Source organism: Nocardia jiangxiensis NBRC 101359 (assembly GCF_000308615.1).
Classification (GTDB): domain Bacteria; phylum Actinomycetota; class Actinomycetes; order Mycobacteriales; family Mycobacteriaceae; genus Nocardia; species Nocardia jiangxiensis.
Genome location: NZ_BAGB01000169.1, coordinates 1 through 26,060, shown reverse-complemented (window position 1 = coordinate 26,060; position 26,060 = coordinate 1). Strand labels below are relative to the sequence as shown.

Below are 26,060 nucleotides of genomic sequence, written 5' to 3'. Positions count from 1 at the left end.
TTACTTGCCCCGGTACGGCGTGAAGTCGGGCTTGCGCTTCTCGTTGAAGGCGTTGATGCCTTCCTGTGCTTCCGGTGTCTCACCGAACATCGCCAATGTGGAGTAGGCCATTGTGCCGATGCTGACGAAGTGCTCGGTGTCGGTGTTCATCGACTGCTTGAGCACCTTCAGCGCGGTGGGCGAGAAGTCGAGCATCTGGTCGGCCCAGGCGCGCACCTCGGCCTTGAGGTCGGCGGCGGGAACGACCTTGTTGACCAGCCCCCACTCCAGGGCCTCCTGCGCCGACAACCGGCGGAGCATGAACCAGATCTCCCGCGCCCGCTTCTCCCCGACGACGCGCGCCAGATAGCCCGAGCCCAGGCCGGCGTCGAAGGAACCGACGCGAGGACCGTTCTGGCCGAACTGCGCGGTGTCGGCGGCGATCGTCAGGTCGCACAGCACGTGCAGCACGTGGCCACCGCCGATCGCGAGGCCGTTGACCGCCGCGACGACGGGCTTGGGGGCGTCACGGATGACGCGGTGCAGAGCCTCGACCTCGAACAGCCCGCTGGCGGACGGACCGTAGTCGCCGGTTTCCATGCGCTGTTTCTGATCGCCACCCGCGCAGAACGCCTTGTCGCCGGCACCGGTCAGGGCGATGACACCGACGTCACTGCTCGCCCAGGCACGCTTGAATGCCATGACCAACTCGTCGACCGTCTGCGCGCGGAAGGCGTTGTAGCGCTCCGGGCGGTTGATGGTGATCCACGCCAGTCCGTTGTCCACCTCGTAGGTGATGTCGGTGAATTCGGTCATCAGACTCCGGTGTCCTTCCGTTCGATGATCAGGTGTGCAGGGTTCTGGTCATTAGGACTGACCATTTGCACAACAGTAACGTTAGCCGAGTCCTGCACGCAAGGGTGATCGGGGGCGCGTATGGCGTTCGTCGATCCGAGCAATGGGCTGCCGAGCACGGTGCACGCTCGGTCCGATTCGCCGATCTCGGTGATCTCGGTGATCATTCCACGGTCACGCAGGACGGGGTCATCGATGACCTCCCGCAAGGAGCGGACCGGCGCCGTGGGGATATCGGCCTCCTGCGGCGGAGACTATAAGGTCGGACCATAAATATAGTATGTCAAATCAGTGATATGCATCACGCAGGAGCCGAATCGTGAGGACCCAGCTGCGTCGCGCCGGTCGCTGACCAAGCGTGATCTTCCCGAAGATGTTCATGGAGTGCCGAATGCGAATGGTTCGTCTCTTGATTGGCGCCGTCGCCGCGGGGCTCGTGGTGAGCTGGGGTGGGCCCAGGCTGTTCTGGCCGATGGGCCGGAGCCTGGTTTCACTGTGCCTGCCGAGCAGTTGGCACGCGCCGTGCAATGCGACAACGGCGCTCGATCGGGACGGCCGACCGTGCTGCTCATCCCCGGTACCGGCGGCACACCTGCAGAGGTGTGGTCATGGAACTACGCAAGAGCGCTTCCATCGGCGGGCTACGGAGTCTGTACCGTGGCACTGCCGGACCGCGCCCTCGGCTCTTTTGCGACGTCGGCGGAATATGCCGCATATGCGGCGCTGTATGCCCACCGGGTGTCCGGCCGGCCGATCGCGGTCCTCGGGCACAGTCAGGGCGGCGTCATGGCCTTCCGGATCGCGAAGTTCTGGCCGCAGGTCGCCGACGTCGCGTCCGACGTGATCGGATTGGCTGCACCGCTCGGTGGTACCGCCCTGGCCGGATAGCCGGTCATGGGTTGCTCGTGACCGATTCGGCCGCATACGGATTGGTGCTGGATGCGCTAGCGCACCGGGGTCCGGCCGACGCGGACCGTGTCGATCGCTCGCTGTGTTCACAACTCGCACTGCCTCAGGTGGATTGGTCGGGTGCGACCGGGTTTCAGGCGACTCTGACAGCAGTGTCGGCCGGGTTGCTGAACCCGGCGAACTGGAATGCCGCCGAGGCGCCGCTGCCGTCTTATGCGGCGCGGTATCAGTAGCGAGCCGCATCCGCGTCACCGGCTCGCGGCCTGAGCGGTGACCGGCAATCGGCGTGGGTCGACTGCCGGTCGGTGAGAAGTGTGCTGCACCTGTTCTCGGGGTTGGTTTGCGCCGCAATGGATTCAGAGTGCGTGGCGAGCGCGCATGCCTGGCGTCACTGGGCTGATACGGACGACATCGCCAGTGGTGGGTGCCTGGACCATCATGCCGTTTCCGAGGTAGATCGCGACATGTCCGGGGCCGTCCGGGCCCCAGTTGCCGAACAGCAGATCGCCCGGTGCGGCTGCGGACAGGGCGACCTCACGGCCGATTCGCCATTGAAGTTGCGAAGTCCGGGGCAGCGTGATCCGCCCGCCCGTCGCGGCGTGCACCGCGAAGGAGGTCAGACCGGAACAGTCGAATCCGCCCATGGTGGGCCCATCGCTCCCGCCGCCGCCCCACACATAAGGCAGGCCGAGGTACCTCGAGGCTTCGTCCACGATACGGAGACCGAGGTCGGTGACACTGGGGTTCGCGGCCGCAGGCAACAGATAGTCATCGGAGGAGATCCAGTCGTATCGTCCCTGGGTAGCAAGGATCCGGGATACGTACGGCGTGGTCTGATGCTCGTAATCCGGGCTACCGGTGGGCATTCCGCCCGATCGCAGCACGGCACCGGCACCGGCGTTGTAAGCGGCGAGGACGAGCGAAAGGGTGTCGCCCCGTACCGCACCGTGCAGTTTCCACTGCTCGATCTGTTGATAGGTGTCACACAGCAGATGACCGGAGGCCATGACCGAGTCGCCGACGTCGAAGACGTCAGGTGTGCCGTCGCCGTGCACATCCTTGCCGTATCGCGCCCAGGTGGCGGGCATGAATTGTCCGGGTCCCATGGCGCCCGCCGGTGATACGGGGGCCGTCGGTCCGTAGCGGAATCCGTTTTCCGCCGCGTACAGTGCCGCCAGGGTCGGGGCCTTGATCCCCGCGCACAGAGCGCCGGCCTTTCGGAACCAGGGGACGAACACAGCGATGTCTGCCTCACTGCTCACGTATGGGATAGCGGCAGCGTCCATCGGCGGAATCGACGCATAATCCGCCGCAGGACCGTTGTCGGCCGGGGACGGCGCGGGTGCCGATTCGGCCCTCGGTGCGATCGGCGTCATCGGAGTGCCCGCGCGTGGGCCGGGATTGCGGGAAGCACGCGAATCCGCAGCCTGCTCGGTGCCCGGCGGTACCAGGCGCGCGAACTGTTCGGATGCCCGGTCGATGCCGTCCTGTACGGTTCGACGCGCCGGGTCCGGCAGTCGGGAAACACCATTGTTCAACTGGATGCTGAACGAGGTGGCGATATCGCCACCCGAGGTGATCGTGTCCCGGGCTGACATTTTGATATCGGGCGGCAGATTCGAATTATCGACGGCGCCCGTAGTAGTCGATACTATAGTGGCGATCACAGAAAATGGGTCCGGCATCGTTGGTTGCCCCTCCTGCATTGCGATTATTTCTTCGCAATTCATGGATGTCACTCATACGAGAGATATTCTCATGAACTGCTGTGAAATTCGCATCACCCGGACGAGTGGTGTTCCTACCCCTCGCGGGTGGCGGCCGGCCGGCCGGGACCGGCCGTCGCAGGGGGCATTGGTTTATTTCGAATAGCCTCTGCTGCAACATCTTCCGTGAAGGATGAGAAGGTGTTGCGGCGCTGCATGCGATCAGGGGCCGTCGAACAGTCGTTCGCAGGGAAGTCGGGGTAGCAGCCGGCATTTCGCGACCGTAGAATCGACCAGCTCCAATGTGTACCAGTGTCGACGTTCGCAGTCGTCGACGAAGTGACGGGCAGCGGTCGCAGTTGTCGCGTAGTCCAGCGGTGTGTCGGCCAGCCAAATCCGCAAATGCACATCGCCGTCGAGCGGAATCCACTTCGTATCCATTACTTGCTCGGCGCCTCGCCCGCGGGCCCCGGTGTTGGCTTCGGACGGACGCAAACGAGCGCGGCAGTCCGACTGCGAGTGCGAAGTGCACCCGTCGACCGTGCACTGGTATCACCTGACGTGACGCGGCACTGCATCATCCTGGTCTCCTCTGTTGCCCACTCGATTGTGCGACCACGTGCCGGTCTGCACGTCCCCCCTTCGGCGTAATCCGGTACTCACCCAGAGGTGACTTCCGGAGAACCGTGGACCGTGCGAGCCCTGCGAGTTCCGCGAGGTCAGGCTGCGGAGATACCACCGTTCACGCTGATGGCCTGACCGGTGATGCGCGCGGCCTCGGGACGGCACAGGAACACCGCGAGTGCGGCGATGTCGTCGGCGACCGGCACTCCGAGGTGCGCTTGCTGTGCGGCCTTGGCGAACAACTTCGCACCGAAACCGTCACCGGTGATGCGTTCGGTCGAGCCGGTTTCGTTCACCAGCGCAGGCGTCAGCACGTTGGCGCGGATCCCGCTCCGTTTGCCCTCGATCGCGATCGTCCTGGTGAACATCGTGATCCCGGCCTTCGCGGCGCCGATGACGGCCTCTCCCGGGGTGGCGGTCTTCCCCGCGTCGGAGGCGAGATCGACCACGACGCCGCGGCGTTGCCGCCGCATCGCCGGTAGCACTGTGCTGGCCATGTGCATCGATGGCAGCGCGATGTGGTTGTAGATGGTTGCGATGTCCTCGGTGGGAATCTTGGCGAAGAGTTCGGGTGTGACATCGGCCGCGGTCGAGCACACGAGGATATCGATGCTGTCCAGCAGGCCCTCGGCCTGTGTGGCGATATCTTGTGCCGCGTCCGGATCGATCGCATTCCCCTGGACGAACGCGACTTTCGCGCCGTGCTGCTCGATGAGCGACTTGGCGTGTTCGCCGCGTTGTTCGTTGCGTCCGACGATGACGATGCGCGGGACACCGTGGGAGATGATATTTCTTATGGTCCTACCTATAGTAACATTAGTCCATATGTGGGGGCATGTCCGTAACCTCGCGCGCCAACCTTCGGCATCCGGGGATGAGGATCGGCTCCGCTACGACGGAGGCCTGCGTTGGGCGAGGTAGAGCGAGATCACCTCGGAGCGGTTGACCGCACCGAGCTTGCGTAGCACCCGCTTGACGTGCGACTTCACGGTTTCGACCGTGATGACCAATTGCTCGGCGATCTCGGTGTTGGACGCTCCGGCGACGATGAGTTCCAGTACGTCGGATTCACGCGGAGTCAGCAGTTCGGTCAGCGCCCGGTCGGACCGGGCCGTCTGGTGTGGTTGAGGTCGCGTGCCGCCTTGGATGCCCAGATCGGGATATCCTCCGTCCGTGAGTGTCTCGGCGTCGGCGACCAATTGCTGCGCCGCGGCGTAGATCGCGTGTTGCTGACGCTGCATGCGATCGGCCAGCGTCTCGCGTTGGTGGATGACAGCGAATGCCGAAGCCACCACGTCGAGCAGTTGTGCGTCGGCGGTATCGGCCGTCCAGGGGAGATCGCGCGCCGCGTGGATCAGTGCGTGCACCTCCGAACGGATGATGATCGGCGTCACAACGAAATTGGATGCACCGAGCAGTGTCGCCATCGGCTCGTCGCGTCCGCCGGGGCCAGCCTCGATGACGGTCGAGCGTCGCTCGCGGACGCACCGGATCTCCTCGTCGGACAGTGGCCGCGCGGTGGCGGTCGGTGCTGCCGCGCGGTCGGCGTGCGGATGCAGCCAATGCGTCGTGCACCTCTCGAAATCAATAATGGAGTAACTCGCGCACCGGAATTCGAGAGCGGAGGTCAGCTCGGTGCACAGCTGGCGAATCAAGGCGTCGACCGAGGTCGTGGCGCGTAGACGGATGATCGACGGTCCGACCGCAACCGCTCGGCTCGATCGGGTCCGCAGCATCAGGCTGCGCGTATCCGACTGTGCGGCAAGAACTTCAGTAATGATTTGCGCTCGCTCGACGGCTACCACGTCCGAGTGCGCAGGGCCCGCCGCGAGCGCCGAGGCGACGGTCCGTTCCGTCATGAGCAGTGCCTCGGACACTGTGACCACCTGTGGCGGTTGTACTTCGAGCTGGAGGTTGCGGCGGAGATGATGATCGAGTCGGACAAGGGTGTCGATGGCCTCGCGTGCCGAGTTCGGACTCACGGTGCAAATCCGAGATTTCCCTGGGTCATTCGTGCGTACGCCGCGACGGCGGCGGCGCGACTCGAGGTGCCGAGTTTCCTCGAGATCTGCTTGAGGTGCGATTTGACGGTGGCCTCGGAGACGACCAGGTTGCGTGCGATCTGCACATTCGTCGCACCCGTCGACAGATGAGCCAGAACTTCGCGTTCCCGGGATGTCAGGGCCGCAGCTCCTGAGAGGGTGCGCTGTTCGATGCCCCGCGGTCGGAGGGGCTGGGGGATGGATTGCCCGGTCTCGGCCGCTACCGTCTCGACCTGGCCGAGCAGGGCTACCACCTGCGCGTACGTGTCCGTGGCGCGCCGGAGTTGCTGCTCGATACGCTGCTGCAACAGTGCGCTAAGGAAGATTGTTGTCGACGGAGGCGCTCATGATGCTTTGTCCTCGGTTGACCTCGACCCGAGAGGAGGATCCGTCCGGCAGGTGATACGTGACTGTGGGCATCGTCGGTATTTCTTTCTGTGCGAGGGAAAAACGGTGCGCCGCGACAATCGTCACGACGCACCGCAGCAAGTCAGGAGAAGGTCAGGCGCACCGGCAAGTGCCTGAGTCCTCCACGAAGTTGGTGTGGCATTGTCGCCGAGTGCGGGGGCAGCTGCGCCTGCGCAACCTGCCATGTCTACCTGTCTGCGGAGTACGGTGGCAGCTTCGCCGAACCGACCGAGGAAGAGCTCGAGCTCATCGAATATCTCGAGGGTGCGACCGGGGAGTCTCGCCTCTCCTGTCAACTCGTCGTCGGTGACGACGACCGCGAGATCCACGTTCGCGTGGCCGACAGCCGGTGATGTCATGGCGAATTATCGATCGTCGCACTATTGGACGTGGACGAATATCCGCCATGCCGCCTACCTGGTCGCAGGTATCGCCGCGCTCCTGTTGACCTGGCCACAGGCGTTCGACTGGATGCGCGCCGGCGGAAACATCCTGAATCCGGGGGCATTCTTCGGCGACGCGATCGACGCGGGGGGCACGGCCGCGTTTCTGAGCATCGACATGCTGATCGCCTGGGCCGTGTACATGGTCTGGGTGGTCACCGATTCGAAACGAATCGGTATGGGGTACAGGGTGGGAATTCTTTTCCTGGTCCTGTCGTACATCGGTGTCTCGATGGCATTTCCGGTGTACCTCATCACGCGAGAGCGTTACCTGGCCCGCCGAGGCACGCACATGGATGACTCGGCGCTCCCGGAGGAGGTGGCACAGTGACGAATTCCGCTGCGGGACAGCCGGACGCGGTGGTCATCGTCGGCGCCGGGCATGCGGGCGGCACGCTGGCCGCACTGCTTCGGCAGCAACAGTTCGACGGAGCGATCACGGTCGTCGGTGAGGAACCCGATCCGCCGTATCACCGGCCGCCGCTGTCGAAGAAGTTCACCGACGACTCGATGATCCAGTGGCTCAAACCGCCGGACTTCTACGCGGCCAACGACATCGAACTGCTCCTGGGAGTGCGCGCCATCAGGATCGATCCCGATGGGCGCCGGGTGCACCTCGACAACGGGGAGTATCGCCGGTACGGGACCGTCGTCATCGCGACCGGCGCGACGCCACGCAAGCTGATGGTGCCCGGGGGTGATGCCGCCGGCGTGATGAGTCTGCGCACGATCGCCGATGCGCAGGCGCTCGGCAACGCTTTCGAACGCGCGCATTCGCTGGCGGTGATCGGAGGCGGATATGTGGGCATGGAAGTCGCGGCAGTCGCCCGGTCGACAGGTATCGCGGTTGTCGTGATCGAACGCGAAGGCCGCATTCTGTCCCGTGTCGCCAGTGCTCAACTGTCCGAGTGGCTCACCGAGTATCACCGTTCGAAGGGCACTCACGTCATCACCGATTTCGGCGTGGCAGGCTTCCGGACCGCGGAGGGGGACGTCACCGCGGTCGAGGCCACGGACGGAACGGTGGTGCCCTGCGACTTCGCCCTGGTCGGTGTCGGTGCTGTGCCGAATGTCGAACTGGCACAGCAATGCGGCGTGGCCTGCGACGGCGGCATCCTCGTGGATCGGGTCGGGCGCACGAATGTGCCCGGCGTCCTGGCCATCGGTGATGTCACCCGCAGGCGGCACGACGCACTCGATGGGCGCTATCGTCTGGAATCCATTCCGAGCGCCGTCGAGCAGGCCAAGCACGCCGCAGCGGTGATCGGCCGGGGTGATCCGGGATCGCATGAGACGCCGTGGTTCTGGTCGGATCAGTTCGACCTGAAGCTGAAGATCGCCGGTCTGCTGGAGGAGGGGAGCACCACCGTAGCGCGGCTGGGTGACTCATCCGCCGCTTTCGCGTTGTTCCACCTCCGAACCGATGGAACCGTGTGCGCGGTGGAGACTGCGAACAGCCCGAAGGATTTCATGGGCGGGAAGAAACTGATCGCTTCGCGCGTCCCGGTCGATCCGGTCGCGTTGGCGGACCCGAGGGTCTCGCTTCGCGATGTTCTCGCCACCAGCCCGGCGATCGGCGGCTGAGCGAATACGCGCGAGTCCTGCGACCGGATATCCGGTCGCAGGACTCGCGCGCATCGATTACCGGTCGATCTTGCGCAGATCCACTGCCGGATCGGCGAGATCGTCGAGACCGACTCGGGCCCTTCGCATGATCAGTCGTTTCGCCGCTCGCAGAACCTTTCCCCCATTGATCGCGGCACAGCCGACCAGAACACCGTCGGTGTCGAGCCGGAAGGCGATGAGCCGGTCGGTGCCGGGGTTCCGTAGCACTGTGGAACCGGACGCGGTCATCGATCCGACCGCCTCGACATGGACTCCGTAGCGGTCGCTCCAGAACCAGGCCGGCGGGCGCTGTGGCGCCTGCTCCCCGAGCAGGCCGCACGCGACGGCGGTGCCGCTGAGGATCGCGGCCTCCCAGTGTTCGCTGCGGGGGAGCAGAGTGCCCTGTGCCGTGCGGATCCGGATCCCGTCGCCCGCGGCCCGTATCGCAGGGTTCGAGGTGGCGCCCGTGGCTGTCACCTCGATGCCGTTCTCGCTGCTCAGGTCGGCGGTATCGGCCAGGGAGGTATCCGGCTCGATGCCGATCGCGACCAGGACCAGATCGGCGGCGAGCCGGTCCGCACCGTGGGGCAGTTCGACGTCGACCTGCAGCGTCCCGCCGTCCGCCGCGATCCGGGTGGGTCTCCCGGTCATGATCTGCACGCCGTGCGCCGGGTGCATGTCGTGCAGCACCCGGGCCAGCTCCTCGCCGACGGCCGGTACCAGCGGAACCGGCACCGGGTCGATCAGCGTGACGTGTGCACCGAGACCGGTTGCCGTGGAGGCGACTTCGGCGGCGATCAGGCCGGCTCCGACGACGACCAGCCGACAGCCGGGGAACAGCCGGTCGCGCAGATGATCGGCGTCGGCGCGGGTACGCAGCTGCAGGACACCGGACTGTTCGCTTCCGGGCACTGGAAGCCTCCGGGCCCGTCCGCCGGTCGCCAACACGACCGCGTCGCTGATCAGCTCCGAACCGGACGCCAGCAGGACCGACCCCCGGCCGGGGTCGAGCTTGGTCACCGAATCGTCGATGATCCGAATATCGTTGTCGGTGAACCAATCCGGGGGTGCGAGCTGGAGCCCGGCGCGATCGGTCGTACCGGCGAGATATGCCTTGGACAGTGGCGGCCGATCATAGGGCAGCCCCTCGGGGTCGACGATCCGTACCGTGCCGTCGAATCCGCGCGAGCGCAGTTCCCGGGCAACCGTCAGTCCCGCCAGCCCGCCACCGGCCACAGTGACCGTGCGTATCGGGGTCACAGCATCGAGCTTCCGCCGTTGACGCTGATCGTCTGGCCGGTGATGTAGGACGCCTCGTCGGAGGCGACGAAGGCGACGGTGGCAGCAACCTCCGGTACGGTGCCCGGCCGGCTCATCGGGATGGTCGAACGCATCTGTGTAGTGAACGAATCCCAGTCCGCGCGTTCGGCTTCGGACGCGACGGCCAGGCGCGCCTCGGCTTCCGCAGTGGTGATCCACGCCGGGGCGACGACATTGACGGTGATGCCGTGCCCCGCGTACTCACGCGCCAAGCCGGTGGCCAGCGCGTGCACGCCGCCCTTGGCGGCGTTGTAGATCGCGTGTCGATACAGGCCGTTGCGGACCGATTCGGCGCCGATGTTGACGATCCGGCCGTATCCCGCCTCGGCCATGACCGGAAGCGCCGCCAGGGAGCAGTACACCGTTGTCCACAGATTGCGGTCGATGGTCGCCCGCAGTGTCTGTTCGGTGTGCTCCGGAGTCGCCCGGATGACGCCGCCGCCCGCACAGTTGATCAGCACATCGAGTCGCCCACGGCGACCGGCCGCCGCGTCGATCAGCGCGGCGGCATCGGATTGCCGGCTCAGATCTCCCAGGACCGTGTCAACTCGTCCGGGTGCGGTGGCCTCGAGTTTCTCGCCCGCCGCGGCCAGTCGGTCGGAGTCGAAATCACCGAGCACCACGTGCGCGCCCTCGGCCGCGAGGCGTTCGGCGATGCCGAACCCGATCGGGCTGGCGCCGCCGGTGACCACGGCCACCCGGTCGGCGAAACGTTGCAGGTTCATGCCGCCCGCTCCACCGCTGCGACGTACACCTTGCCGCCCTCGACAATTGTCGAATATCGCACGAGGTCCACGGTGGCCGGAAAGCACAGCGCCTTTCCGCTACGGACGTCGAAGCGGGCGTTGTGCAAAGTGCACGTGATTTCGAATCCGTCCAGATCGCCTTCCTCGCCCAGTGACCACTGTTCGTGGGTGCAGGTGTCGGAAGTCGCGTAGAAGTCGTCTCCGATGCGATAGACCGCCACCGGTTCGCCATCGGCCCGGACGGACATGCTGTCGCCGTCCTCGAGATCGTCGACCTCGCAGGCGAATACCCGCTCGGTCGAGGAAGTATTGTTTCCCATCGTATTCTCTCTGTGTCACTGGTGGAGTCGGTACGTCACAGGACGAAGGAGATCTTTCCTTGTGGATCGAGCCGATCATGTGCCAGGACGCTTTTCTTGCGCCGGATCGAGAAAGACGACCCGGTGGGTACGAGCTCGTAATAGTGCCGGCCCACGAATTGGTCGAATTTACCCGCCTTCATGCGTGAGACGATGAAATTGGCCTGAACCAGCAGACATTGCTCGGAACGTTCGGTGATCCGGACGTTTCCGATGATCCGGCTGGTCTGGGAATGCGGGAACTCCGCGTGCGCCTCCGGCTTTTTCAGCCGGATGATCCGCTGCTCGAGCATGGTCCGGCGATCATGAATGAGCGACCAGGTCAGGCCGGGGTCGGAGTTCGGTGCGTCCGTCGCGGGAACTTCGTACGTGCAGTCGATCGTGAAGAGTTCGACCCACTCCTCGAGCCGCCAGTCGTCGAGCAGCATGGCTTCGAAGTACAGGAAGTCCTCGACCTCGGCACGGGTGATGTCGCCGACCGGACGCGTCGCTGAGGCGGGGGTGGTGGTTCTGGTCATGCGCCGGCCTCCTGCTGCTCGCGGGCCTCGAACGGGATGAACTCCGCGACCTCAGCGGGAAGCCGCTCGCCGGTGATGACGTAGTTCCATTGCCGCCACCAGGCCCGCATCTGCAGTTCGTCGTTGGCGGCGGGCTGCTGCTTGCCCATACCTTTGGAAATATCGGACAGCGGGACCTCGCGCCTCGTGCTGAACCCGCGTTGTGCCTGTTCGAGAGCTTCGACGTCGTCCGGGGTCGCCAGGCCGGCCGGACCCCAGAAGGTGAGCGCGTTGTCGATCCGGTACTGCAACGATTCCTGGTCCAGGCCGCGCGGTGCGATCTGCCAGCTGGTCACCTGTGTCCGGTCCGGTCCCAGGGGCATGATCGTCCGCAGGATCATGCCGAAATTGAGATCGATCAGCACGAAGTTCGGGAAGAAGATCGAGTTGCGTGCCAGGTCGAATACGGCCGACGCATACGAGTCGCCATGGTTGGCGATTGCTTTTTCGCGCAATTCCGCCAGAGAGCGCGCGACATTGTCGTTCGCGAGCGGCAGCCCGTTGCCCGGGTAGATAAGAGTTGCGTGCCCATTGCCGAACTCGGTGCCGATACCAGCCGGCGGAACGCCGTTGACCGTTCCGTCACCGAGCATGGGCGGTGTCTGGCCGAGTTCCATCATCATCTCGAAGTACGTGTGGTGCACCGATTTCGCGTGGTAACCGTCGACGCTGTTTTCGATCAGCAGTTTCCAATTCGCGTTGAGGGTGTAGCTGTGCGTGCCCTCGAGAATTTCGATTCCGTCTTCGGACTGGTCGACGGCGAGATCGAGAAGATATGACGAGGTCCCCAGCCAGGTGCGCAGATCGGGCGCGTCGTCGGAGAAGTTGAGGAACCAGAATCCGCGGTAGGACTCGATTCTGGGGGAGTGCAGGCCGCCATAGGTCTCGGCGGGTGCGGTGCGGTAGTCGTCGCCGGCCGGTACGTTGACCAGTTCGCCGGAGTTGCGGTACGCCCAGCCGTGGTAGAAGCAGGTGAATATCTTCTGGTTTCCCCGCGGATGGCGGCACACCGACGCACCGCGGTGCAGACAGGTGTTGAGCAGGACACGAATATCTCCGTGCCTGTCGCGGTTGAAGATCACCGATCGGCCGCCGACATCTCGGGTTCGGAAGTCGTTCTTGCCGGGCAATTCCGATTCATGGCCCACGTAGAGCCACGCGTCGGCGAAGATCAGTTCGCGCTCCTTCTCGAACACTTCCCCGGAGGTGAAGACTTCTCGGTGGACCTGGAACAGTGATTTGTCCCGGTCGTCGATTACATACGGTGTGGTCACAATTGCGACTCCCTTCGTTGGGAGGGACGGGCAGCATGTGCGGTCCGTGCGTTGAGGATTGCGGGCCGTGCGGCTCAGACGCGCCAAGCAAGCGGTGTCTCGACGGTATGAGTCCGGAAAGGGTTGTGGGGGTGTGGTTCCAGCGGATGGAACTGGGGCGCGACGGCGGCGTTCGGGTGGGTTCCAGGCAGCGGAACGACCGACTCGATCGGGAGGATGCGCGGCTAGCGTCGGTGATTCTTACCTGTCCACCTGCGATGCGGGCCGGCTGAGCCGGTCGTCGCATAGCTCATTGTCATGGAGTGCGGATGCGCATCGTCGATCACCTCACGCCCGATGGGCCCGACAAGATCCTTCACATCCGGTCAGTCGGTTGTGACGTCAACATCATCATCGGTACCCATCACCCCGATGGGACGCCGTTCACGACGATCGAGGTCCTCCCACACGAGCCCGACGACGACGGGGTCCGGTGGGAGAACATCGGCTCCTCGAACGTCGTCGTCAGTCCCGCACCATCCGATGCGGACCACGGACCCACTCACGGAAAGCTGTTGCGGTGAACCAATTCCTCGGCGTCGGCATGACCCACTATCCGCTGCTCGCAGGCACTGACGAGCATATGGCGGGGCTGCTCCGATGGACCCTGACCGATCCCGATATTCCGGACACCGAGAAAGATCCCGCGAACTGGCCGGAGGCCATGCGCGCCGAGTGGGGCCGGGACCAGGGGCGTGCCGCCGCAGCCGGACACCGGGCCGGTCTTGTCGAAGGTCTGCGCAGATGCCGCGCGGCTCTGGATGCGTTCGACCCGGACATCGTCGTGGTCTGGGGTGATGACCAGTACGAGAACTTCCGCGAAGAGGTGATTCCGCCGTTCTGCGTACTGGCCTACGACGATCTGCAGGTACCGGCGTTCGAGGTGATGAACGAGCGTGGGAGCCCGAATGTCTGGGGTTTACCCGACGACTTCGAGATCACCCTGCGCGGCGATGCGGCCCAGGCGCGCGAACTCGCGGACGGCCTCATCAACGACGGCGTGGACATGGCGTACTCCTATCGCAAACGGGCGGGCGCCCATTTTCCGCACGCGATTCTGAATACGCAGCTGTTCCTCGACTACGACAACGCGGGGGCGAAGTTTCCGTATCGGCTGCTGCCGATCACAGTGAACTGCTACGGCCGGCACGCGATCGCGCGCCGAGGCGGGTTGGCGCGTTTCGCCGACATCCGGGACGAGCAACTCGATCCGTCGGGGCCCACTCCGGCGCGCTGCGTGGCGGTAGGTCGCGCTATAGCGCGGCATTTCAGGAACGGGAACTCCAAGGTCGCGTTCGTTGCGTCGTCGAGCTGGTCACATGCGTTTCTGGCCGACTCGCTGTGGCACATCCGGCCCGATACGGCCGCGGACGAGCACCTCTATCAGCTGCTGGTGCAGGAGCGTTACGACGAGCTGGCCGCGACGACGAGTCGTGCGGTGGTCGAGGCGGGGCAGCACGAGATATTGAACTGGTTCTGTTTGATCGGCGCGGTGCAGGAGCTGGGGCTCGCGCGGACCTGGTCGACGATGGTCACGACGGATGTCTTCAACTCCAACAAGCCGTTCGCGCTGTTCGGCGGCTGAGCGGTATCTTCCCGGGTGCCAGGGCTCGATACCGCCGGCATTGCCGGTGTCAATCGATGGCCGGGAACCAGCTCTCGTGTCCTTGTGCGAGGACTTGCTGATTGTCGCGGCTGATCCGGTCAGCGGTGACCCGGACCGCGTCGATGAGAGCGCGGTCGACGCCCCCCTCCTGGGCCGTCATCGATACCGAGATCGCGCTGACAGCACGGCCTTTGATCAGGATCGGCGCTGCCACGCAGCTCACGTCCGAGTGCGATTCGCCGATGGCCACGGCGAACCGCTGTGAGCGAATGTCGTGCAGTTCCGCACACAACGCGCGTGCATCGGTCACTGTTTTCGCAGTCACCGGCGTCATCGGCTTGGCTAGCACGGTGTCCAGCTCGTCCTGGGTGAGGAAGGCCAGCATCGCCTTTCCCAGGGCGGTGGCGTGGGCCGGTATGTCCGTGCCCGGGCTCGCCGAAGGCAGTTCCCGCCCCGGAACCAGGAACCGTTCCACGAAGATCACCCGATCACCGCGCAGACCCCCCAGATGCACATGGCGCTGCGACCAGCGGTGCAGGGAACCGAGATGCGGGAGCGCGGACTCGCGCAGACTCTCGATCGGCATGGCCGAGCCCAGCCGGCGCATCGACAACCCGATCTTGAAACCGGCCCCGTGCGGCTCGAGCACACCCAGGGAGATGAGCCGCCGCAGCAGTCGATGGGTCGTCGATTTCGGCAGACCACTGGCACGTGCGATCTCGGTGAGCGTCAGCACCCGCTGATCGGCATTGAAGACCGCGAGGACGTCGAAGGCCTTCGACAAGATCGAGGTAGGACGCTCATCGGTATCGGAAAGTTGTTCATACATCGCGATTCACCAGCATCTCCGGGCTGCTCGTGCACGAACAGCTAAACACGTCACATCAGCAATCGAGCTGTGATGCACCGCACAGGGCGGTGTGGGACCTCCAGTGTGCCAGTTCCGGCCACTGAAACCGTCCGCACATCGAGAACGAGCCGCAATTAGCGTCCATCACCGAAGCGGCGACCTCGCCCGACGTCTCTCCGATCGGAGGAAAATCTATGTGCCCCGCCACGGCCATCGACGTCCATGCGCACTACTTCGGAGTCGATCTGCCGCAGAGCTCCGGACCTGATGCGCTCGCTCCGGCGCTGGTTGTCGACAGTGCCGAACATGGCCGAATAATGCTCGGTAACACTGTGTTTCGCGAAGTCACGAGCGAACTCTGGGACGTTGCGGAGCGACTGCGGGCGATGGACGACGCCGGCCTGTCACACCAGGTGATCTCACCGGTCCCCGTCATGATGGAGTACGCATGCGCCGAGGGAGCGGATCCACGCTATGCAGGCCGGGTGAACGAGTCGATCGCGGCGGTGTGCGGCCGGTCCGACGGGCGGCTGATCGGGCTGGGGTGTCTGCCATTGGCCGATGTGTCCGTCGCGGTCGAGGAACTCGGCCGATGCCTGGACCTGGGGCTGCGCGGGATCGAGATCGGGACGCGAGTGGGGGATCGTGACCTGGACGCACCCGAACTCGACGCTCTGTGGGAAGCCTGCGATACCACCGGGGCGGCGGTATTCGTGCATCCGGTACACGGCGGAAAGGGCGTTGTTCGCCGTGCCGGCCAGCCCTTCGACCTCGGGTTGGGGATGCTCACCGACACCGCCATCGCCGCGGGAGCGCTCGTGTTCGGGGGTGTGCTGGAACGGTATCCACGGATCCGCGTGGCATTCGCGCACGGATGCGGGGCATTCCCGTGGGTGTATCCGCGTTTGCGTTCTGCCGCAAGCATTTTCGGCTCCGGTGATCCGGCGGTGTCGGACACGCTCGTGCGGCGGCTCTATGCCGACACACTGGTCTTCGATGACGAGCATCTGCGGCTTCTGCTGCATCGATTCGGGCCGGATCGGTTGCTGCTCGGAAGTGACGCCCCCTTCTTCCGGGACCAGATGCACAAGTCGATGCGCAGCATCGACAACGCGACCGAATCCGGAATTCTCCCAGGCGATGTCGCCTCCGACGTCCTCGTCCGCAACGCCCTGGAGTTCCTGGGTATTGCCGGTGATTTCTGAAATGTCAACACAACACGACCCGAAGGAGAGTCTTGTGCCTCTAACCGACGAGAACTTGATCGACGTGCCCGGAATGGCGAGTCGCTGGGTTCGGCTGGCCGACGGATCTCGCGCCCACTACATGACATCCGGCGATACCGGCCCCGCGGTGGTTCTGCTGCACGGTGGACTACCCGGATCATCCGGGTTGGCCGGGTGGCGCTTCATGGCGCCGTACCTCGCCGAGCTGGGCTTCCGGGTCTACTGCCCCGACATGCCCGCGTTCGGCCTCTCCGATGTGCGAAAGGAGTACTGGCCGAAGGGAATGGAGAGTTTCGTCGACTTCATCGGCCAGTTCGTCGACGCCCTGTGCCTGGACCGATTCCATCTGGCGGGCAATTCCATGGGTTGCATGAATACCGTCAACTACATGGTCTCGCGGCCCGACCGGGTGATCAGCTTCGCGCTGATCGCCGGGGACGTGGGCGATGTCGTGCCGGAGGACATCGCGCCGCCGAAGGGGCAGTTCCACATGACCGCCTACGACGGGACTCGCGAAGGTATGCGTTCGATGATGGAGGCCATCATCCACCGCAAGACCGCCGTCAGCGCGGATCTGGTCGAGATGCGTTATCTGTCGGCGAGTGAGCGCCTGGAGGCGCATGCGCAGTTCTGGCCGACCCTGCTGCAGTACCGTCACATCGTTCCATGGTCGGACCAGAATCGGGCGGCGCGCCTGGCCACCAAGGGACGTCTGGACCGGATCGATATACCCGGTATCTATCTCTACGGGCGTCAGGACATTCTCACGCCTGTCGAATGGGGATATCTGCAGGAAGATCACCTGCCGAATGTGCAGTTCTTCTACCCCGATGACTGCGGGCATCAAGGCCAAACGGATCGGCCGGACATCTTCAACCCGATCTTCGCGGAATTCTTCGGCACGGGGGCGATCTCCGGAGAGCTTGCCGACGCGGCCGGAGTGTCCGCTCGGCGCCCCGAACTGCCGTTGGTCAAGCGCGGTTAGCCGCGGCATATCGAAGAGGAATGGCCTCGCGCGGCAACAGGATCGAACGGGCGGCGCGGCGGGTGCTCGATGCGGCCTGCACCCAGTTCCTTTCAGGTCACAGCGGTATGCATGCTGCACAGTTGGGTTATGGTGGTTGTCGACTGCCCCGGGGCCGGTCGGTGGCCTGAGGTGAGTGTGTCCGCACTCCCGTCGGGCCTCACCGACCGGCTTGGGCGAGACCGTTGTTCGTCAGCCTCTGTTGACCGGTGTGTGCGGGTTACTTCGCTGGTGAGGTGGGCATTGGTGCGTTGATGGTCGTGAAGTACTGGATTGCGCCCATGATCGCCAACGGGGCGGTCACCAAAAGCTGTCCCGCGAGAGTGCCCAGCGCTCCCACGGCGATGATTCCACCCAGGCATCCGACAGCGGCGGCCGGAATGAACGGGCCGAACATTCCGACGATTGTCGCGGCAGCGACGGTCGCGCCGGCGATCCCGCCGAGCAGGCATCCGACCGCGCCACCGGTGAGCCCGCCGACCAGGGTGCCGACTGTAGCCCCCGTTGTCACTGTCGAGGCCATACGATTCCAGGCGGCTTGTTCACGGTCGTACAGAGTTTTCCAAGGCGCGGAGTCCTGGTATGGCAGATCCACGGGTTTGTATGTTGCGTGTGCCAGGTCGAACTGGGGTGTCAGCGTGGCAGTGTGGTCGTGGATCTGTGCGGCAATCGGGAACACGAAGTCATCCACCCGGAACGACAGGTCGGTACCGGCCAGAACTGTTCCGTTCGCCGCTTTGATCTTGAAAACCCCGTTGTCCGCCGTCATGGAGCCCGCGTCGGTCGAGATGATCGTGGATCGAGCATTCGTCGTGGCGCGGTAGTCGACCGTACCGCTGGGCGCTGGCGTGGCGCCGGCGGTCGCGGCGGTGACGCCGAGAGCGGCCGATATCAGGACCGTGGTCGCCGCAATTCGGGCTCCTTTCGTCGACTTGGACATCCGGTCGCTGCTACTCGCGATCACTGATGCTGATTTCATGGTTCCTCACCTTGCTTTTCTTAACTTTCTCGGCCATTTTTGGGCGAGAAGACCAGAGCCAGAAGAACTTCCTGCCGAACCGTTTCCTGGCTTCGTTCCGGCTGTGCGTTCGCGCGCACCAATCGGAGCGCCGGTATACGAGCGGACTATTCAGGCGCTGCGCTACGGGATGCACCGCGGTCCCCGGTCCGAACCCATAAGGGTCGGTACGCCGACCGATGGGAGTGCTGCGGGAAAGTGAAGGGCTGGCCGCTTCGCGGGTCAGTCGGTGTTGTAACGCATCATGAATCGGATTCGGTCGCCGCGAAGCCTGCGACGCAGGTACATGGTGGGCACGCGATCAGCATCGACATTCACACCGCAGCGGAGCATCACCGGACTACCCGGAGGTACTTGCAGCAATGCCGCGTCCTCGGTGCTCGCGACGGTCGCGGTGAGTGAACGCCAGGAGTGCCGGAGTCGGAGGTCGTAGCGCTGCTGCAGAATCTGGAACATCGGAACCCGCTCGGCGACCTGTGCGGTGAAGCCCGGGACCCGGCGTGTCTCGATCCAGTAACTGGCCACCATGAACGGCTGATTGCCGTTGTGGATCAGAGTGTCGATCCGGGTGAAGGGTCCGTCTGCGTCGAGTGCTTCGGCGGCGTCACCCGCGGTATCCCGGTCAGTGAGATCGATCAGGGTCTCGGTCTGGTTCTGCTGGACCGTCTCGGCGATCGCTGCGGTACTGCCGGCGTCGGCGTCTGTGGACGGCATCGAGGGCAGGGCGAGGTCGATCACCATCGGCGGCTCGGCCACATAGGTGCCCGATCCTTGCCGCACGGTGACGTATCCGGCGCGAGCGAGCTCGGCGACGGCCTGTCGAATGGTGAGGCGGTTGACTCCCCATTCCGCGGCGAGTTCGGGTTCGGTCGGGAGCCGCTCGCCGGGCAGGAGTTCGCGGTCGCGGATTCGGCGGAGCAGTTCGGTTTCGACCTGGCGGTAGACCGGGATACGGCCCCCTCGGCCGTTGCGCGTGCCGGTCATTTCAGCCCGGACCGGACGAAGGCGTTGACCACTTGACGCTGCAGCAGGATGTAGACGGCGAGGATGGGCAGGCACAGAGCCCCGGCGGCGGCCATCATTGCACCATAGTCGGTTCCGGTTTCGGTGATCAGACTGCGGAGCCCGATCTGGACGACAGAGTCCGGCTTGGAGAGCACGAGCAACGGCCAGAAATACTCGTTCCACGCTGTGACGAACAACAGGATCGCCAGTGCGGCAAGCGGTCCGCGCAGCGAGGGCACGACCACGGTCCAGAGCGTGTTCCAGTGGGAGCGACCGTCCATGCGGGCGGCGTCGAGCAGCTCGCGTGGGAAGGAGCGCATGTGCTGACGCAGCAGCAGTACCGCGAACGGCGCGGTGATCTGCGGAACGATCACACCGGTAAGGGTGTTCAGCCAGCCCAGGTCCGACAACAGCACGTAGTTGGGCAGCATGGTGACCTGGAACGGGACCAGCCAGGTCGCCACGAAGATCAGGAACAGTACCCGTTGGCCGCGAAAGTGCCAGCGCCCGAACGCGTATGAGGCGAGTAGTGCGGTGAACAGCTGGCAGGCTGCGACTCCGGCTGCCATGAGTGCGGTGTTGCCGATCAGGCTGCCGAGTGGCAGCAGATGGGCGGCGGCCCGCAGATTGTCCAGGCTGATCCCGGTGGGCAGCACAGTCTGCCCCAGCACATCGTCGCGCGGGCGCAGTGCGGTCAGGTACATCCAGATGATCGGCACGAGACCGAACACCGCGATCGCGGCCAGGACCAGGTGACCGCCGAACGCTTCGAATCGGCGGGTGCGGAACCCGGTGGCGGGCTGGGTGGTCGGATCAGTCGTCATGGAAGCTCCAGCGGTCCATCAGCCACACCGCGCCCCAGGCGATGAGCCCGAAGCCGAGGAAGAACAGCACGCTGGCGGCGGAGGCGAGGCCGACGTCGAACGAGCCGAATGCGGTGTCGTAGAGGAGGTAGTAGAGGTTGGTGGTGGAGTCGCCGGGCCCGCCCTGGGTGAGGGTTTGGATCATCGGGAACATCAGTTGCGCGGCGGCCAGGACGGTCAGGGTGGCCATGAACAGCAGCGTCGGCGACAGCAGCGGTAGCGTGATCCGCCGGGTGATCTGGCGTTCGGTCGCTCCGTCGGTGCGGGCCGCGGCGGCGTAGTCGTCGGAGATACCGGACAAGCCCGCGGAGACGACGAGTACGGCGAAGCCGAGCAGCTGCCAGCCGACGATCACCACGATCGACCACATCGCCCATTTCGGGTCGCGCAGGAACGAGATCGGTGTGATCCCGAACAGTCCGAGTATCTGGTTGACGAGTCCGCCGTTCGGGTCGAGCAGCCAGCGCCACACGATGGCGGTGACCACCGGCGCGATGAGATACGGCGCGAAGATCGCCGTCCGGTAGAAGGCGCGGGCCCGGCCGTGCACGCGTTGTGAGAGGAGTACGACCACCACCGGGATCACGATGGTGAAGGGCAGCAACGCAAGTAGGTACACCAGCGTGTTCACCGTCGCGCGGCCCAGCTGCGGGAGGTTGAATGCCTCGGTGTAGTTCGACCAGCCTGCCGGGCGGGCCGGCGAGGTGGGCACGAGATTCCAGTCGTAGAACGACAATTCGATGGTCTGGACGAGCGGCGAGTACACCCATACCACCAACCCGGCCAGGGCCGGCACCAGGTACAGGTAGGGCGTCGCGCCGCTGGTGAGCCGGCGCAGCAGCGGCCTGCGGGCAACTGGACGCGGGCTGTCTCGCGGCGGCGCCGGAACCGGTTCCACAAAGCGCCCAGGGGCCGGCCGGTCGAGAAGGGCGGTCATTTCGGCATGAGGGCTTGGGCGCTGGTCTGCGCTGCGGACAGGGTCGTCTTCGGGTCCGCGCCGCGGAACACGATCTCCTCGGTGGCCTTGTTCAACAGGGTACGGATCTGCTGATAGTTCGGTCCGGGATAGGACACCCAGGGCTCGAGCCGGTCGAGTTGCGCGACGTTGGGCCGGACGAAGCCGGGGTGCTCGTCGGCGAAGCCTTGGAGGTAGGCGGGGTCGTTGATCAGCGAGGCGCGCAAGGGAACGTAGCCGATGTTCGAGGTGATCGTCGTCTCGCTCTCGGCGCTGGTCAGGAACTTGATCAGCTCCCAGGCGGCGCGTTGCTTGGCGGGGTCCCCGGTCATGATGAACAGGGCCGATCCGGAGTTGGTAGGCACGGCCGGTGTGGCGCCGAAGCCCGGCATGGGTGCGGCCGACGCCTGCCATTTGCCAGCGGAGGATTTGAGGATCGCGTTCTGCAGGGCCGCTGAGGTGAGCAGCATGCCGAGGTTGCCGCGCAGGAAGGCGTCTTGCGCGTCGTTGCCGGACAGATTCGGCAGTGCGTTCGGCGCGGCTTGGGCGATCTTCTGCACGCCGGCGAACGCCTGCACGGTCTCGGGGTCGGTCCAAGGGAGGGTCTTGCCGTCCTGCGAGAGCAACCGACCGCCCGCGGAGCGGACGATACCGGTCAGGCACCAGTCGCCACCGGAGGGGCCGTCGAGACAGGCCAGGTAGGACCCGCCGCTGGTGCCCGGGACCTTCGCGATGGCGGCAGCGTCCGTGGCGACCTCGTCCCAGGTCTTGGGCGGGTTGGCCGGATCGAGGCCGGCCTTGCGGAACAGGTCGTCGTTGATGAACAGCATGGGGGTGGAGAAGACGTACGGGATTCCGTACGTGGTGCCGTTGACGTCGCCGAGCACCGCGGTCCGGGGCGCATAGGGGTGCGGCCCGTCGTTGAACAGTTTCCGGACCTCGTCGCGACCCACGAGCTTGTCGATCGGCTGCGCGCCGAGGTCGCTGGCGGTGTACCGGAGGTCGGCGAAGGTCAGCTGCGCGACATCCGGCGGATGACCGGCGACGACCTGTCGCTGCACACTCTGCGCGATCTCGTTCGTCCCGCCCTGCGGTGGCACGGCGTCGACGTGGATATTCGGGTGCAGGCGCTCGAATTCGGCAACCAGATTGCGTGTGGTATCGCCGAAGATACCGGCGCTCGAGAGGTTGTAACTCTCCCAGCGGATCGAAACCTTCTGTCCGGGAGCCAATTCGGGGATGACCGCGGTTGCCGCGCCGGGCCCCTGGCCGGAGGTGGTGGGGACTGCGGCACAGCCGGAGAGTGTGACAGCGAGTGCGGCCGTCAGTACGGGAAGGACGCGAAGGAACTTCATGGAGATCCCTTTCAGGAGGCGAGGGCGGGGGCCGGTTCGGGCTCCCAAGTCAGGCGCAGGCCGCTCTGCCGCGCGAAGAGGTGGATGTGCTCGGGACGCATCGTCAGGGCGGTGAGTTCTCCGGGCGCGAGATGAATCGGTCTGGCGCCACGGACGCTCACCCGCAGGTCCCCGATCTCGACCTGGGCGATCTCCTCGTTGCCGAGGTTCTCGACGATATCGACTCGCCCGCGCAGGACAGGGCCGACGTGGTCGTCGGGTACGGGCACCAGGTGCTCGGGGCGCACACCCAGTAGCACCTCGCGCACGCCAGGTTCGGCCGCGGCGCGATACGGCAACTCGACTTCGATCCCGGAGGCGCGCAGGACGATCCGGTGGTCGGGCCCTGTACCGAGTTCTGCGGGCAGCAGATTCATGGGCGGCGCACCCATGAACCCGGCCACGAACGACGACGCGGGTTCGTCGTAGATCTCCACAGGGGTGCCGACCTGTTCGACTCGCCCCTGGTGCAGCACGGCGACTTTGGTGGCCATGGTCATCGCGTCGACCTGGTCGTGGGTGACGTAGACGAAGGTGGTGTCCAGCCTGCGGTGCAGCGAGATGAGCCGGGTCCGGGTGCTCGACCGCAGTTTCGCGTCCAGGTTGGAAAGCGGCTCGTCCATCAGGAATGCCATCGGCTCGCGCACCATTGCGCGCCCCAGCGCCACCCGCTGTCGCTGCCCGCCGGACAGTTCCTTCGGGCGCCGCCGCAGCAGATGGCCGAGGTCGAGCAGCTCGGCGACCTCGTCGACGCGCCGGCGGATCTCCTGTTTGCCGGTCTTTCGCACGCTCAGCCCGAAGCCGAGGTTCCGCTCGACTGTCAGGTGCGGGTAGAGGGCGTAGTTCTGGAAGACCATCGCCAGATCGCGCTCCCGCGGTGGCAGCGCGGTGACATCGCGCCCGTCGACCAGGATGCGGCCCTCGCTGGGTGGGAGGAGTCCGGCGATCATGCGCAGCAGGGTGGTCTTGCCGCAGCCACTGGGGCCGAGCAGCACGAGGAACTCGTTGCGCTCGGTGGCCAGCGAGACGTCGGCGACCGCGGTGGTGTCGCCGAAACGGCGGACGATCCCGTCGAGTTCGAGGGTGGCCATCAGACCGCTGCCGTCATGGCCTCGATCGCCTGGGCGATCGCGGGAACGTCATCGGTGGTGATCTGCGGCATCCCCGGAACCAGTCGGAACTCGGCGCCGACCTCGCTGCCGGCGACGGTGTACTCGACGTAGCCCAGCTCCTCACGGGCTTCCGGAAGGTTGTCCTCGCCGGGAGCGAGGAATGCGGTGGCGGGTGCCCATACTTCGATCGTGTTGCCCCGCTGCACCTTTCGGTAGCGGTGCAGATGCCCGCATCCGACCGCTCGCAGATCGATCCGCTGCAGCAGACCGAGGAGCCGGTCGCGTGCGACGGGCCCGACGTCGACCTGATGATCGACCGGCTCGTCGGTCACCGACCACAGCGGCTTGTGCAGGAACAGCAGCACCGGGCGACCCGCGGGAAGGCTTTCCAGGGTGCGCTCGCACCAACGCCACTGGTCGGCCTCGAGCTGCAGACCGGAACTCAGCAACTCGCTGTTTATGCCGAGCAGGATCGCCTCCTCGGTGTCGTGGCGCCAGTGGCCGGGGCCGAACGCGGTCTCGTGCGCGGCAACGCGGTCATCGGTCACGCTGAGACCGGCCCACGCATTGAGACCGGGCATGCCGATGTCGTGGTTGCCCGGGACCACCAGGAGTGGGGCGCTGATCAGGTCGAGCAGCTCCCGCGCGTGGGCGCGGTCGGCGGCGTCGTCCGGATGCAGGACCTGAATATCGCCGGAGTGCACCACCAGGTCGGGTCGGACCTCCTCGTTGAGATGCTGCGCCAGAAGGCGGAATGCATCGGTGGTGGGACCGCCCGACGCGGTCAGGTGGGTATCGGAAATCTGCACGATCTTCATGGCGAATCCTCGGTTCAGTGGGTGAGAGCGGAGTGGAGATGGTCAATGGCCTCGTTCGGCAGGCCGTAGCCGGTGAGGAAGCCGCGGGCACTGCCGTACTCGGCGGAGAGCACGCGCAGCATCGCTGCCATGGACTCGGGCCGGGCACCACGGAATGCCTCGTCGGCAGGGTCCGCGGCACCGGACTCGGTGGGCAGCGCGGCAAAGAATTCGGCGGTGAGATAGTCGGCGGTGAGCGCGTAGTCGGTGGTGACGACATCGTCCGGCACGCCGATGGCGGAGAGCACCAGTGCGATCACCACACCTGTGCGGTCCTTACCCGCAGCGCAGTGCACGAGAGCGGGCAGCGCACCCGGGCGAGCCAGGTCGGCGACGATCGTCGCGAGTTCGGCGCCCCGCTCGTGGATGAGTGCTGTGTAGAGCTCACCGAGCGGGTCCGGTGAGTTCGCGGACACCGTAGACATCAGCGGTCGAGGGTCCAGTGGTCGGCGCAGGACATTCGGGACGAACGCGTCGAGACCGGTGGGCAGCGCCGCCGCCTCCGCGTCGTCGCGCAAATCGATCACTGTTCGCAGGCTCAGATCGGCGAGTTCGGCACCTGAGGTGAACCAGGCGGCGTCGGAGCGGAAGAGGCGGCCCCAACCGGTCCGGGCACCATCCGCCACCTGGTAGTCGCCGATATCACGAAGGTTATATGTGTTGCCGACGGATAGCCGACGACACGGAGCTGATTGCGTCACGCCCCTATTCATCTAGATGAAAGTGTCGGAATGGGAGCTGAATGAGTGAATGATCACCGACATCGAGATGTCGAAAGACTCGGCCGCGGCGCGATGGGGAGGCGTCCTGAGAGCTGGAAACCCGATCTGAACTGGTCTTATTACCGAGGGGGGAAGGTGGACCGCCCGGCCGATGCGGGCTGACGGCGCAGAAGGCTCTCGGTAATCCGGTCTGGCCCGCTCGAAGGGCGAAGGCACGGTCGGCAAGCTTCACACTCGGTCGATGGTTTGCTGCGGTGATCGGTCTCGGTGCCTGCCCGTCGGCGTCACCGCGGTCGTCTCGATTGGCAAAGCCGAGGGGGCGAGCGGTGCTGAACAGGGCAGGCCAGTGCGAGCTCCGCAGCCTTGGAGAGGGGTAGCGGATGCTCAGCACTGGCTTTCAGCCCGGCGGAGGGCTATTGGCATTGTGTGCCAGACCCGGGTCAGCGGTTGGTGAAGTCCGGGGCCCGCTTCTCGACGAAGGCGGTCATACCTTCGGTCTGATCTTCGGTCGCGAACAGCGAGTGGAACACCCGCCGCTCGAATCGCAGGCCCTCACCGAGGG

27 protein-coding genes and 1 pseudogene are annotated in these 26,060 nt (G+C 65.3%); 7 read left to right on the top strand and 21 right to left on the bottom strand.

The genetic code is table 11. The features are described from left to right. Both ON40_RS42400 and ON40_RS54135 read right to left on the bottom strand, forming a co-directional pair. The gene (locus ON40_RS42400; protein ID WP_040831382.1) at positions 1-795 is read right to left on the bottom strand and encodes an enoyl-CoA hydratase-related protein; all 795 of its coding nucleotides are present in this window, start codon (positions 793-795) and stop codon (positions 1-3) included. Then, positions 795-1,001 carry a hypothetical protein gene (locus ON40_RS54135; protein WP_040831380.1) on the bottom strand — a complete coding sequence of 69 codons (207 nt, stop codon included), beginning with the start codon at positions 999-1,001 and terminating at the stop codon, positions 795-797. Before ON40_RS54135 ends, ON40_RS42400 begins: the two co-directional genes overlap by 1 nt. A gap of 124 nt (positions 1,002-1,125) precedes the next feature. Here ON40_RS54135 and ON40_RS55845 point away from each other — a divergent pair, with 124 nt between their 5' ends. Beyond that, positions 1,126-1,722: an esterase/lipase family protein gene (locus tag ON40_RS55845; protein ID WP_083896362.1), complete on the top strand. Its 597-nt coding sequence runs from the start codon at positions 1,126-1,128 to the stop codon at positions 1,720-1,722. 377 nt (positions 1,723-2,099) lie between these two features. On the opposite strand, the gene ON40_RS42380 is transcribed toward ON40_RS55845, so the two are convergent. From ON40_RS42380 to ON40_RS48965, 4 genes and pseudogenes are all read right to left on the bottom strand, one after another. Beyond that, a complete protein-coding gene (locus tag ON40_RS42380) occupies positions 2,100-3,341 on the bottom strand; it encodes a C40 family peptidase (protein ID WP_245568240.1) in 1,242 nt (413 codons plus the stop codon). An 827-nt stretch (positions 3,342-4,168) separates the two neighbouring features. Continuing rightward, a pseudogene (locus ON40_RS42370) lies at positions 4,169-4,873 on the bottom strand (SDR family NAD(P)-dependent oxidoreductase); the annotation flags it as partial. Between the two features lie 90 nt (positions 4,874-4,963). Beyond that, on the bottom strand, positions 4,964-5,950 hold the full coding sequence (locus ON40_RS42365) for a helix-turn-helix transcriptional regulator (RefSeq protein ID WP_157186786.1): 987 nt from the start codon (positions 5,948-5,950) through the stop codon (positions 4,964-4,966). 101 nt (positions 5,951-6,051) lie between these two features. Continuing rightward, the gene (locus tag ON40_RS48965) at positions 6,052-6,423 is read right to left on the bottom strand and encodes a response regulator transcription factor (protein WP_051194456.1); all 372 of its coding nucleotides are present in this window, start codon (positions 6,421-6,423) and stop codon (positions 6,052-6,054) included. Positions 6,424-6,880: 457 nt separating this feature from the next. Between ON40_RS48965 and ON40_RS42350 the strand changes: the two genes are divergently transcribed. Beyond that, positions 6,881-7,297, top strand: a complete 417-nt coding sequence (locus ON40_RS42350; protein ID WP_040831372.1) for a DUF2834 domain-containing protein — start codon at positions 6,881-6,883, stop codon at positions 7,295-7,297. Then, positions 7,294-8,550, top strand: coding sequence for an NAD(P)/FAD-dependent oxidoreductase (locus tag ON40_RS42345; protein ID WP_040831371.1), 1,257 nt, complete (start codon positions 7,294-7,296; stop codon positions 8,548-8,550). The genes ON40_RS42350 and ON40_RS42345 overlap by 4 nt, the downstream gene beginning before the upstream one ends. Before the next feature lie 57 nt (positions 8,551-8,607). On the opposite strand, the gene ON40_RS42340 is transcribed toward ON40_RS42345, so the two are convergent. From ON40_RS42340 to ON40_RS42320, 5 genes are read right to left on the bottom strand one after another with little or no spacing between them, the layout of a single operon-like run. Beyond that, entirely contained in the window at positions 8,608-9,831 is a 1,224-nt protein-coding gene (locus ON40_RS42340; protein WP_083896359.1) for an NAD(P)/FAD-dependent oxidoreductase, read from the bottom strand. Then, the gene (locus ON40_RS42335; RefSeq protein ID WP_040831370.1) at positions 9,828-10,616 is read right to left on the bottom strand and encodes an SDR family oxidoreductase; all 789 of its coding nucleotides are present in this window, start codon (positions 10,614-10,616) and stop codon (positions 9,828-9,830) included. The genes ON40_RS42340 and ON40_RS42335 overlap by 4 nt, the downstream gene beginning before the upstream one ends. Next, positions 10,613-10,957: a non-heme iron oxygenase ferredoxin subunit gene (locus tag ON40_RS42330; RefSeq protein WP_040831368.1), complete on the bottom strand. Its 345-nt coding sequence runs from the start codon at positions 10,955-10,957 to the stop codon at positions 10,613-10,615. Before ON40_RS42330 ends, ON40_RS42335 begins: the two co-directional genes overlap by 4 nt. A gap of 35 nt (positions 10,958-10,992) precedes the next feature. Further along, the gene (locus tag ON40_RS42325) at positions 10,993-11,514 is read right to left on the bottom strand and encodes an aromatic-ring-hydroxylating dioxygenase subunit beta (RefSeq protein ID WP_051194455.1); all 522 of its coding nucleotides are present in this window, start codon (positions 11,512-11,514) and stop codon (positions 10,993-10,995) included. Beyond that, on the bottom strand, positions 11,511-12,827 hold the full coding sequence (locus ON40_RS42320; RefSeq protein WP_040831367.1) for an aromatic ring-hydroxylating oxygenase subunit alpha: 1,317 nt from the start codon (positions 12,825-12,827) through the stop codon (positions 11,511-11,513). Before ON40_RS42320 ends, ON40_RS42325 begins: the two co-directional genes overlap by 4 nt. Before the next feature lie 308 nt (positions 12,828-13,135). Here ON40_RS42320 and ON40_RS42315 point away from each other — a divergent pair, with 308 nt between their 5' ends. Further along, a complete protein-coding gene (locus ON40_RS42315) occupies positions 13,136-13,390 on the top strand; it encodes a hypothetical protein (protein ID WP_040831365.1) in 255 nt (84 codons plus the stop codon). After that, positions 13,387-14,451, top strand: a complete 1,065-nt coding sequence (locus tag ON40_RS42310) for a DODA-type extradiol aromatic ring-opening family dioxygenase (RefSeq protein WP_085997888.1) — start codon at positions 13,387-13,389, stop codon at positions 14,449-14,451. Before ON40_RS42315 ends, ON40_RS42310 begins: the two co-directional genes overlap by 4 nt. 49 nt (positions 14,452-14,500) lie before the next feature. Here ON40_RS42310 and ON40_RS42305 read toward each other — a convergent pair whose 3' ends face one another. Continuing rightward, positions 14,501-15,301: an IclR family transcriptional regulator gene (locus ON40_RS42305; RefSeq protein ID WP_040831364.1), complete on the bottom strand. Its 801-nt coding sequence runs from the start codon at positions 15,299-15,301 to the stop codon at positions 14,501-14,503. 215 nt (positions 15,302-15,516) lie between these two features. Here ON40_RS42305 and ON40_RS42300 point away from each other — a divergent pair, with 215 nt between their 5' ends. Then, a complete protein-coding gene (locus tag ON40_RS42300) occupies positions 15,517-16,527 on the top strand; it encodes an amidohydrolase family protein (protein ID WP_040831361.1) in 1,011 nt (336 codons plus the stop codon). Between the two features lie 34 nt (positions 16,528-16,561). Beyond that, entirely contained in the window at positions 16,562-17,533 is a 972-nt protein-coding gene (locus tag ON40_RS42295) for an alpha/beta fold hydrolase (protein WP_040831360.1), read from the top strand. A gap of 259 nt (positions 17,534-17,792) precedes the next feature. Here ON40_RS42295 and ON40_RS42290 read toward each other — a convergent pair whose 3' ends face one another. The 9 genes from ON40_RS42290 to ON40_RS52855 form a co-directional block, all read right to left on the bottom strand. After that, positions 17,793-18,512, bottom strand: a complete 720-nt coding sequence (locus ON40_RS42290) for a DUF8020 domain-containing protein (protein WP_040831359.1) — start codon at positions 18,510-18,512, stop codon at positions 17,793-17,795. 300 nt (positions 18,513-18,812) lie between these two features. Then, positions 18,813-19,574, bottom strand: coding sequence for a GntR family transcriptional regulator (locus ON40_RS42285; RefSeq protein ID WP_051194454.1), 762 nt, complete (start codon positions 19,572-19,574; stop codon positions 18,813-18,815). After that, positions 19,571-20,419, bottom strand: a complete 849-nt coding sequence (locus tag ON40_RS42280; protein ID WP_040831358.1) for a carbohydrate ABC transporter permease — start codon at positions 20,417-20,419, stop codon at positions 19,571-19,573. The genes ON40_RS42285 and ON40_RS42280 overlap by 4 nt, the downstream gene beginning before the upstream one ends. Next, the gene (locus ON40_RS42275; RefSeq protein WP_040831357.1) at positions 20,409-21,395 is read right to left on the bottom strand and encodes a carbohydrate ABC transporter permease; all 987 of its coding nucleotides are present in this window, start codon (positions 21,393-21,395) and stop codon (positions 20,409-20,411) included. Before ON40_RS42275 ends, ON40_RS42280 begins: the two co-directional genes overlap by 11 nt. Further along, positions 21,392-22,768: an ABC transporter substrate-binding protein gene (locus ON40_RS42270; protein ID WP_040831356.1), complete on the bottom strand. Its 1,377-nt coding sequence runs from the start codon at positions 22,766-22,768 to the stop codon at positions 21,392-21,394. Before ON40_RS42270 ends, ON40_RS42275 begins: the two co-directional genes overlap by 4 nt. An 11-nt stretch (positions 22,769-22,779) precedes the next feature. After that, positions 22,780-23,898 carry an ABC transporter ATP-binding protein gene (locus tag ON40_RS42265; RefSeq protein ID WP_040831355.1) on the bottom strand — a complete coding sequence of 373 codons (1,119 nt, stop codon included), beginning with the start codon at positions 23,896-23,898 and terminating at the stop codon, positions 22,780-22,782. After that, the gene (locus tag ON40_RS42260) at positions 23,898-24,737 is read right to left on the bottom strand and encodes a metallophosphoesterase family protein (protein WP_040831354.1); all 840 of its coding nucleotides are present in this window, start codon (positions 24,735-24,737) and stop codon (positions 23,898-23,900) included. Before ON40_RS42260 ends, ON40_RS42265 begins: the two co-directional genes overlap by 1 nt. Before the next feature lie 14 nt (positions 24,738-24,751). Next, on the bottom strand, positions 24,752-25,489 hold the full coding sequence (locus ON40_RS42255) for a tyrosine-protein phosphatase (protein ID WP_040831351.1): 738 nt from the start codon (positions 25,487-25,489) through the stop codon (positions 24,752-24,754). A gap of 449 nt (positions 25,490-25,938) precedes the next feature. Continuing rightward, positions 25,939-26,060: enoyl-CoA hydratase-related protein (locus ON40_RS52855; RefSeq protein WP_245568246.1), on the bottom strand; the 122-nt coding region annotated here is incomplete at its 5' end.

What these genes read in the sequence shown, in the direction of transcription:
- ON40_RS42270 (WP_040831356.1), bottom strand. Translation starts at nt 22,768, where the DNA reads ATGAAGTTCCTTCGCGTCCTTCCCGTACTGACGGCCGCACTCGCTGTC.
- ON40_RS42265 (WP_040831355.1), bottom strand. Translation starts at nt 23,898, where the DNA reads ATGGCCACCCTCGAACTCGACGGGATCGTCCGCCGTTTCGGCGACACC.
- ON40_RS42325 (WP_051194455.1), bottom strand. Translation starts at nt 11,514, where the DNA reads ATGACCAGAACCACCACCCCCGCCTCAGCGACGCGTCCGGTCGGCGAC.
- ON40_RS42350 (WP_040831372.1), top strand. Translation starts at nt 6,881, where the DNA reads ATGGCGAATTATCGATCGTCGCACTATTGGACGTGGACGAATATCCGC.
- ON40_RS42380 (WP_245568240.1), bottom strand. Translation starts at nt 3,341, where the DNA reads ATGTCAGCCCGGGACACGATCACCTCGGGTGGCGATATCGCCACCTCG.
- ON40_RS42300 (WP_040831361.1), top strand. Translation starts at nt 15,517, where the DNA reads ATGTGCCCCGCCACGGCCATCGACGTCCATGCGCACTACTTCGGAGTC.
- ON40_RS42285 (WP_051194454.1), bottom strand. Translation starts at nt 19,574, where the DNA reads ATGACCGGCACGCGCAACGGCCGAGGGGGCCGTATCCCGGTCTACCGC.
- ON40_RS42255 (WP_040831351.1), bottom strand. Translation starts at nt 25,489, where the DNA reads ATGAATAGGGGCGTGACGCAATCAGCTCCGTGTCGTCGGCTATCCGTC.
- ON40_RS42330 (WP_040831368.1), bottom strand. Translation starts at nt 10,957, where the DNA reads ATGGGAAACAATACTTCCTCGACCGAGCGGGTATTCGCCTGCGAGGTC.
- ON40_RS42280 (WP_040831358.1), bottom strand. Translation starts at nt 20,419, where the DNA reads ATGACGACTGATCCGACCACCCAGCCCGCCACCGGGTTCCGCACCCGC.
- ON40_RS42315 (WP_040831365.1), top strand. Translation starts at nt 13,136, where the DNA reads ATGCGCATCGTCGATCACCTCACGCCCGATGGGCCCGACAAGATCCTT.
- ON40_RS42305 (WP_040831364.1), bottom strand. Translation starts at nt 15,301, where the DNA reads ATGTATGAACAACTTTCCGATACCGATGAGCGTCCTACCTCGATCTTG.
- ON40_RS42335 (WP_040831370.1), bottom strand. Translation starts at nt 10,616, where the DNA reads ATGAACCTGCAACGTTTCGCCGACCGGGTGGCCGTGGTCACCGGCGGC.
- ON40_RS42260 (WP_040831354.1), bottom strand. Translation starts at nt 24,737, where the DNA reads ATGAAGATCGTGCAGATTTCCGATACCCACCTGACCGCGTCGGGCGGT.
- ON40_RS42290 (WP_040831359.1), bottom strand. Translation starts at nt 18,512, where the DNA reads ATGTCCAAGTCGACGAAAGGAGCCCGAATTGCGGCGACCACGGTCCTG.
- ON40_RS42400 (WP_040831382.1), bottom strand. Translation starts at nt 795, where the DNA reads ATGACCGAATTCACCGACATCACCTACGAGGTGGACAACGGACTGGCG.
- ON40_RS54135 (WP_040831380.1), bottom strand. Translation starts at nt 1,001, where the DNA reads ATGATCACCGAGATCACCGAGATCGGCGAATCGGACCGAGCGTGCACC.
- ON40_RS42275 (WP_040831357.1), bottom strand. Translation starts at nt 21,395, where the DNA reads ATGACCGCCCTTCTCGACCGGCCGGCCCCTGGGCGCTTTGTGGAACCG.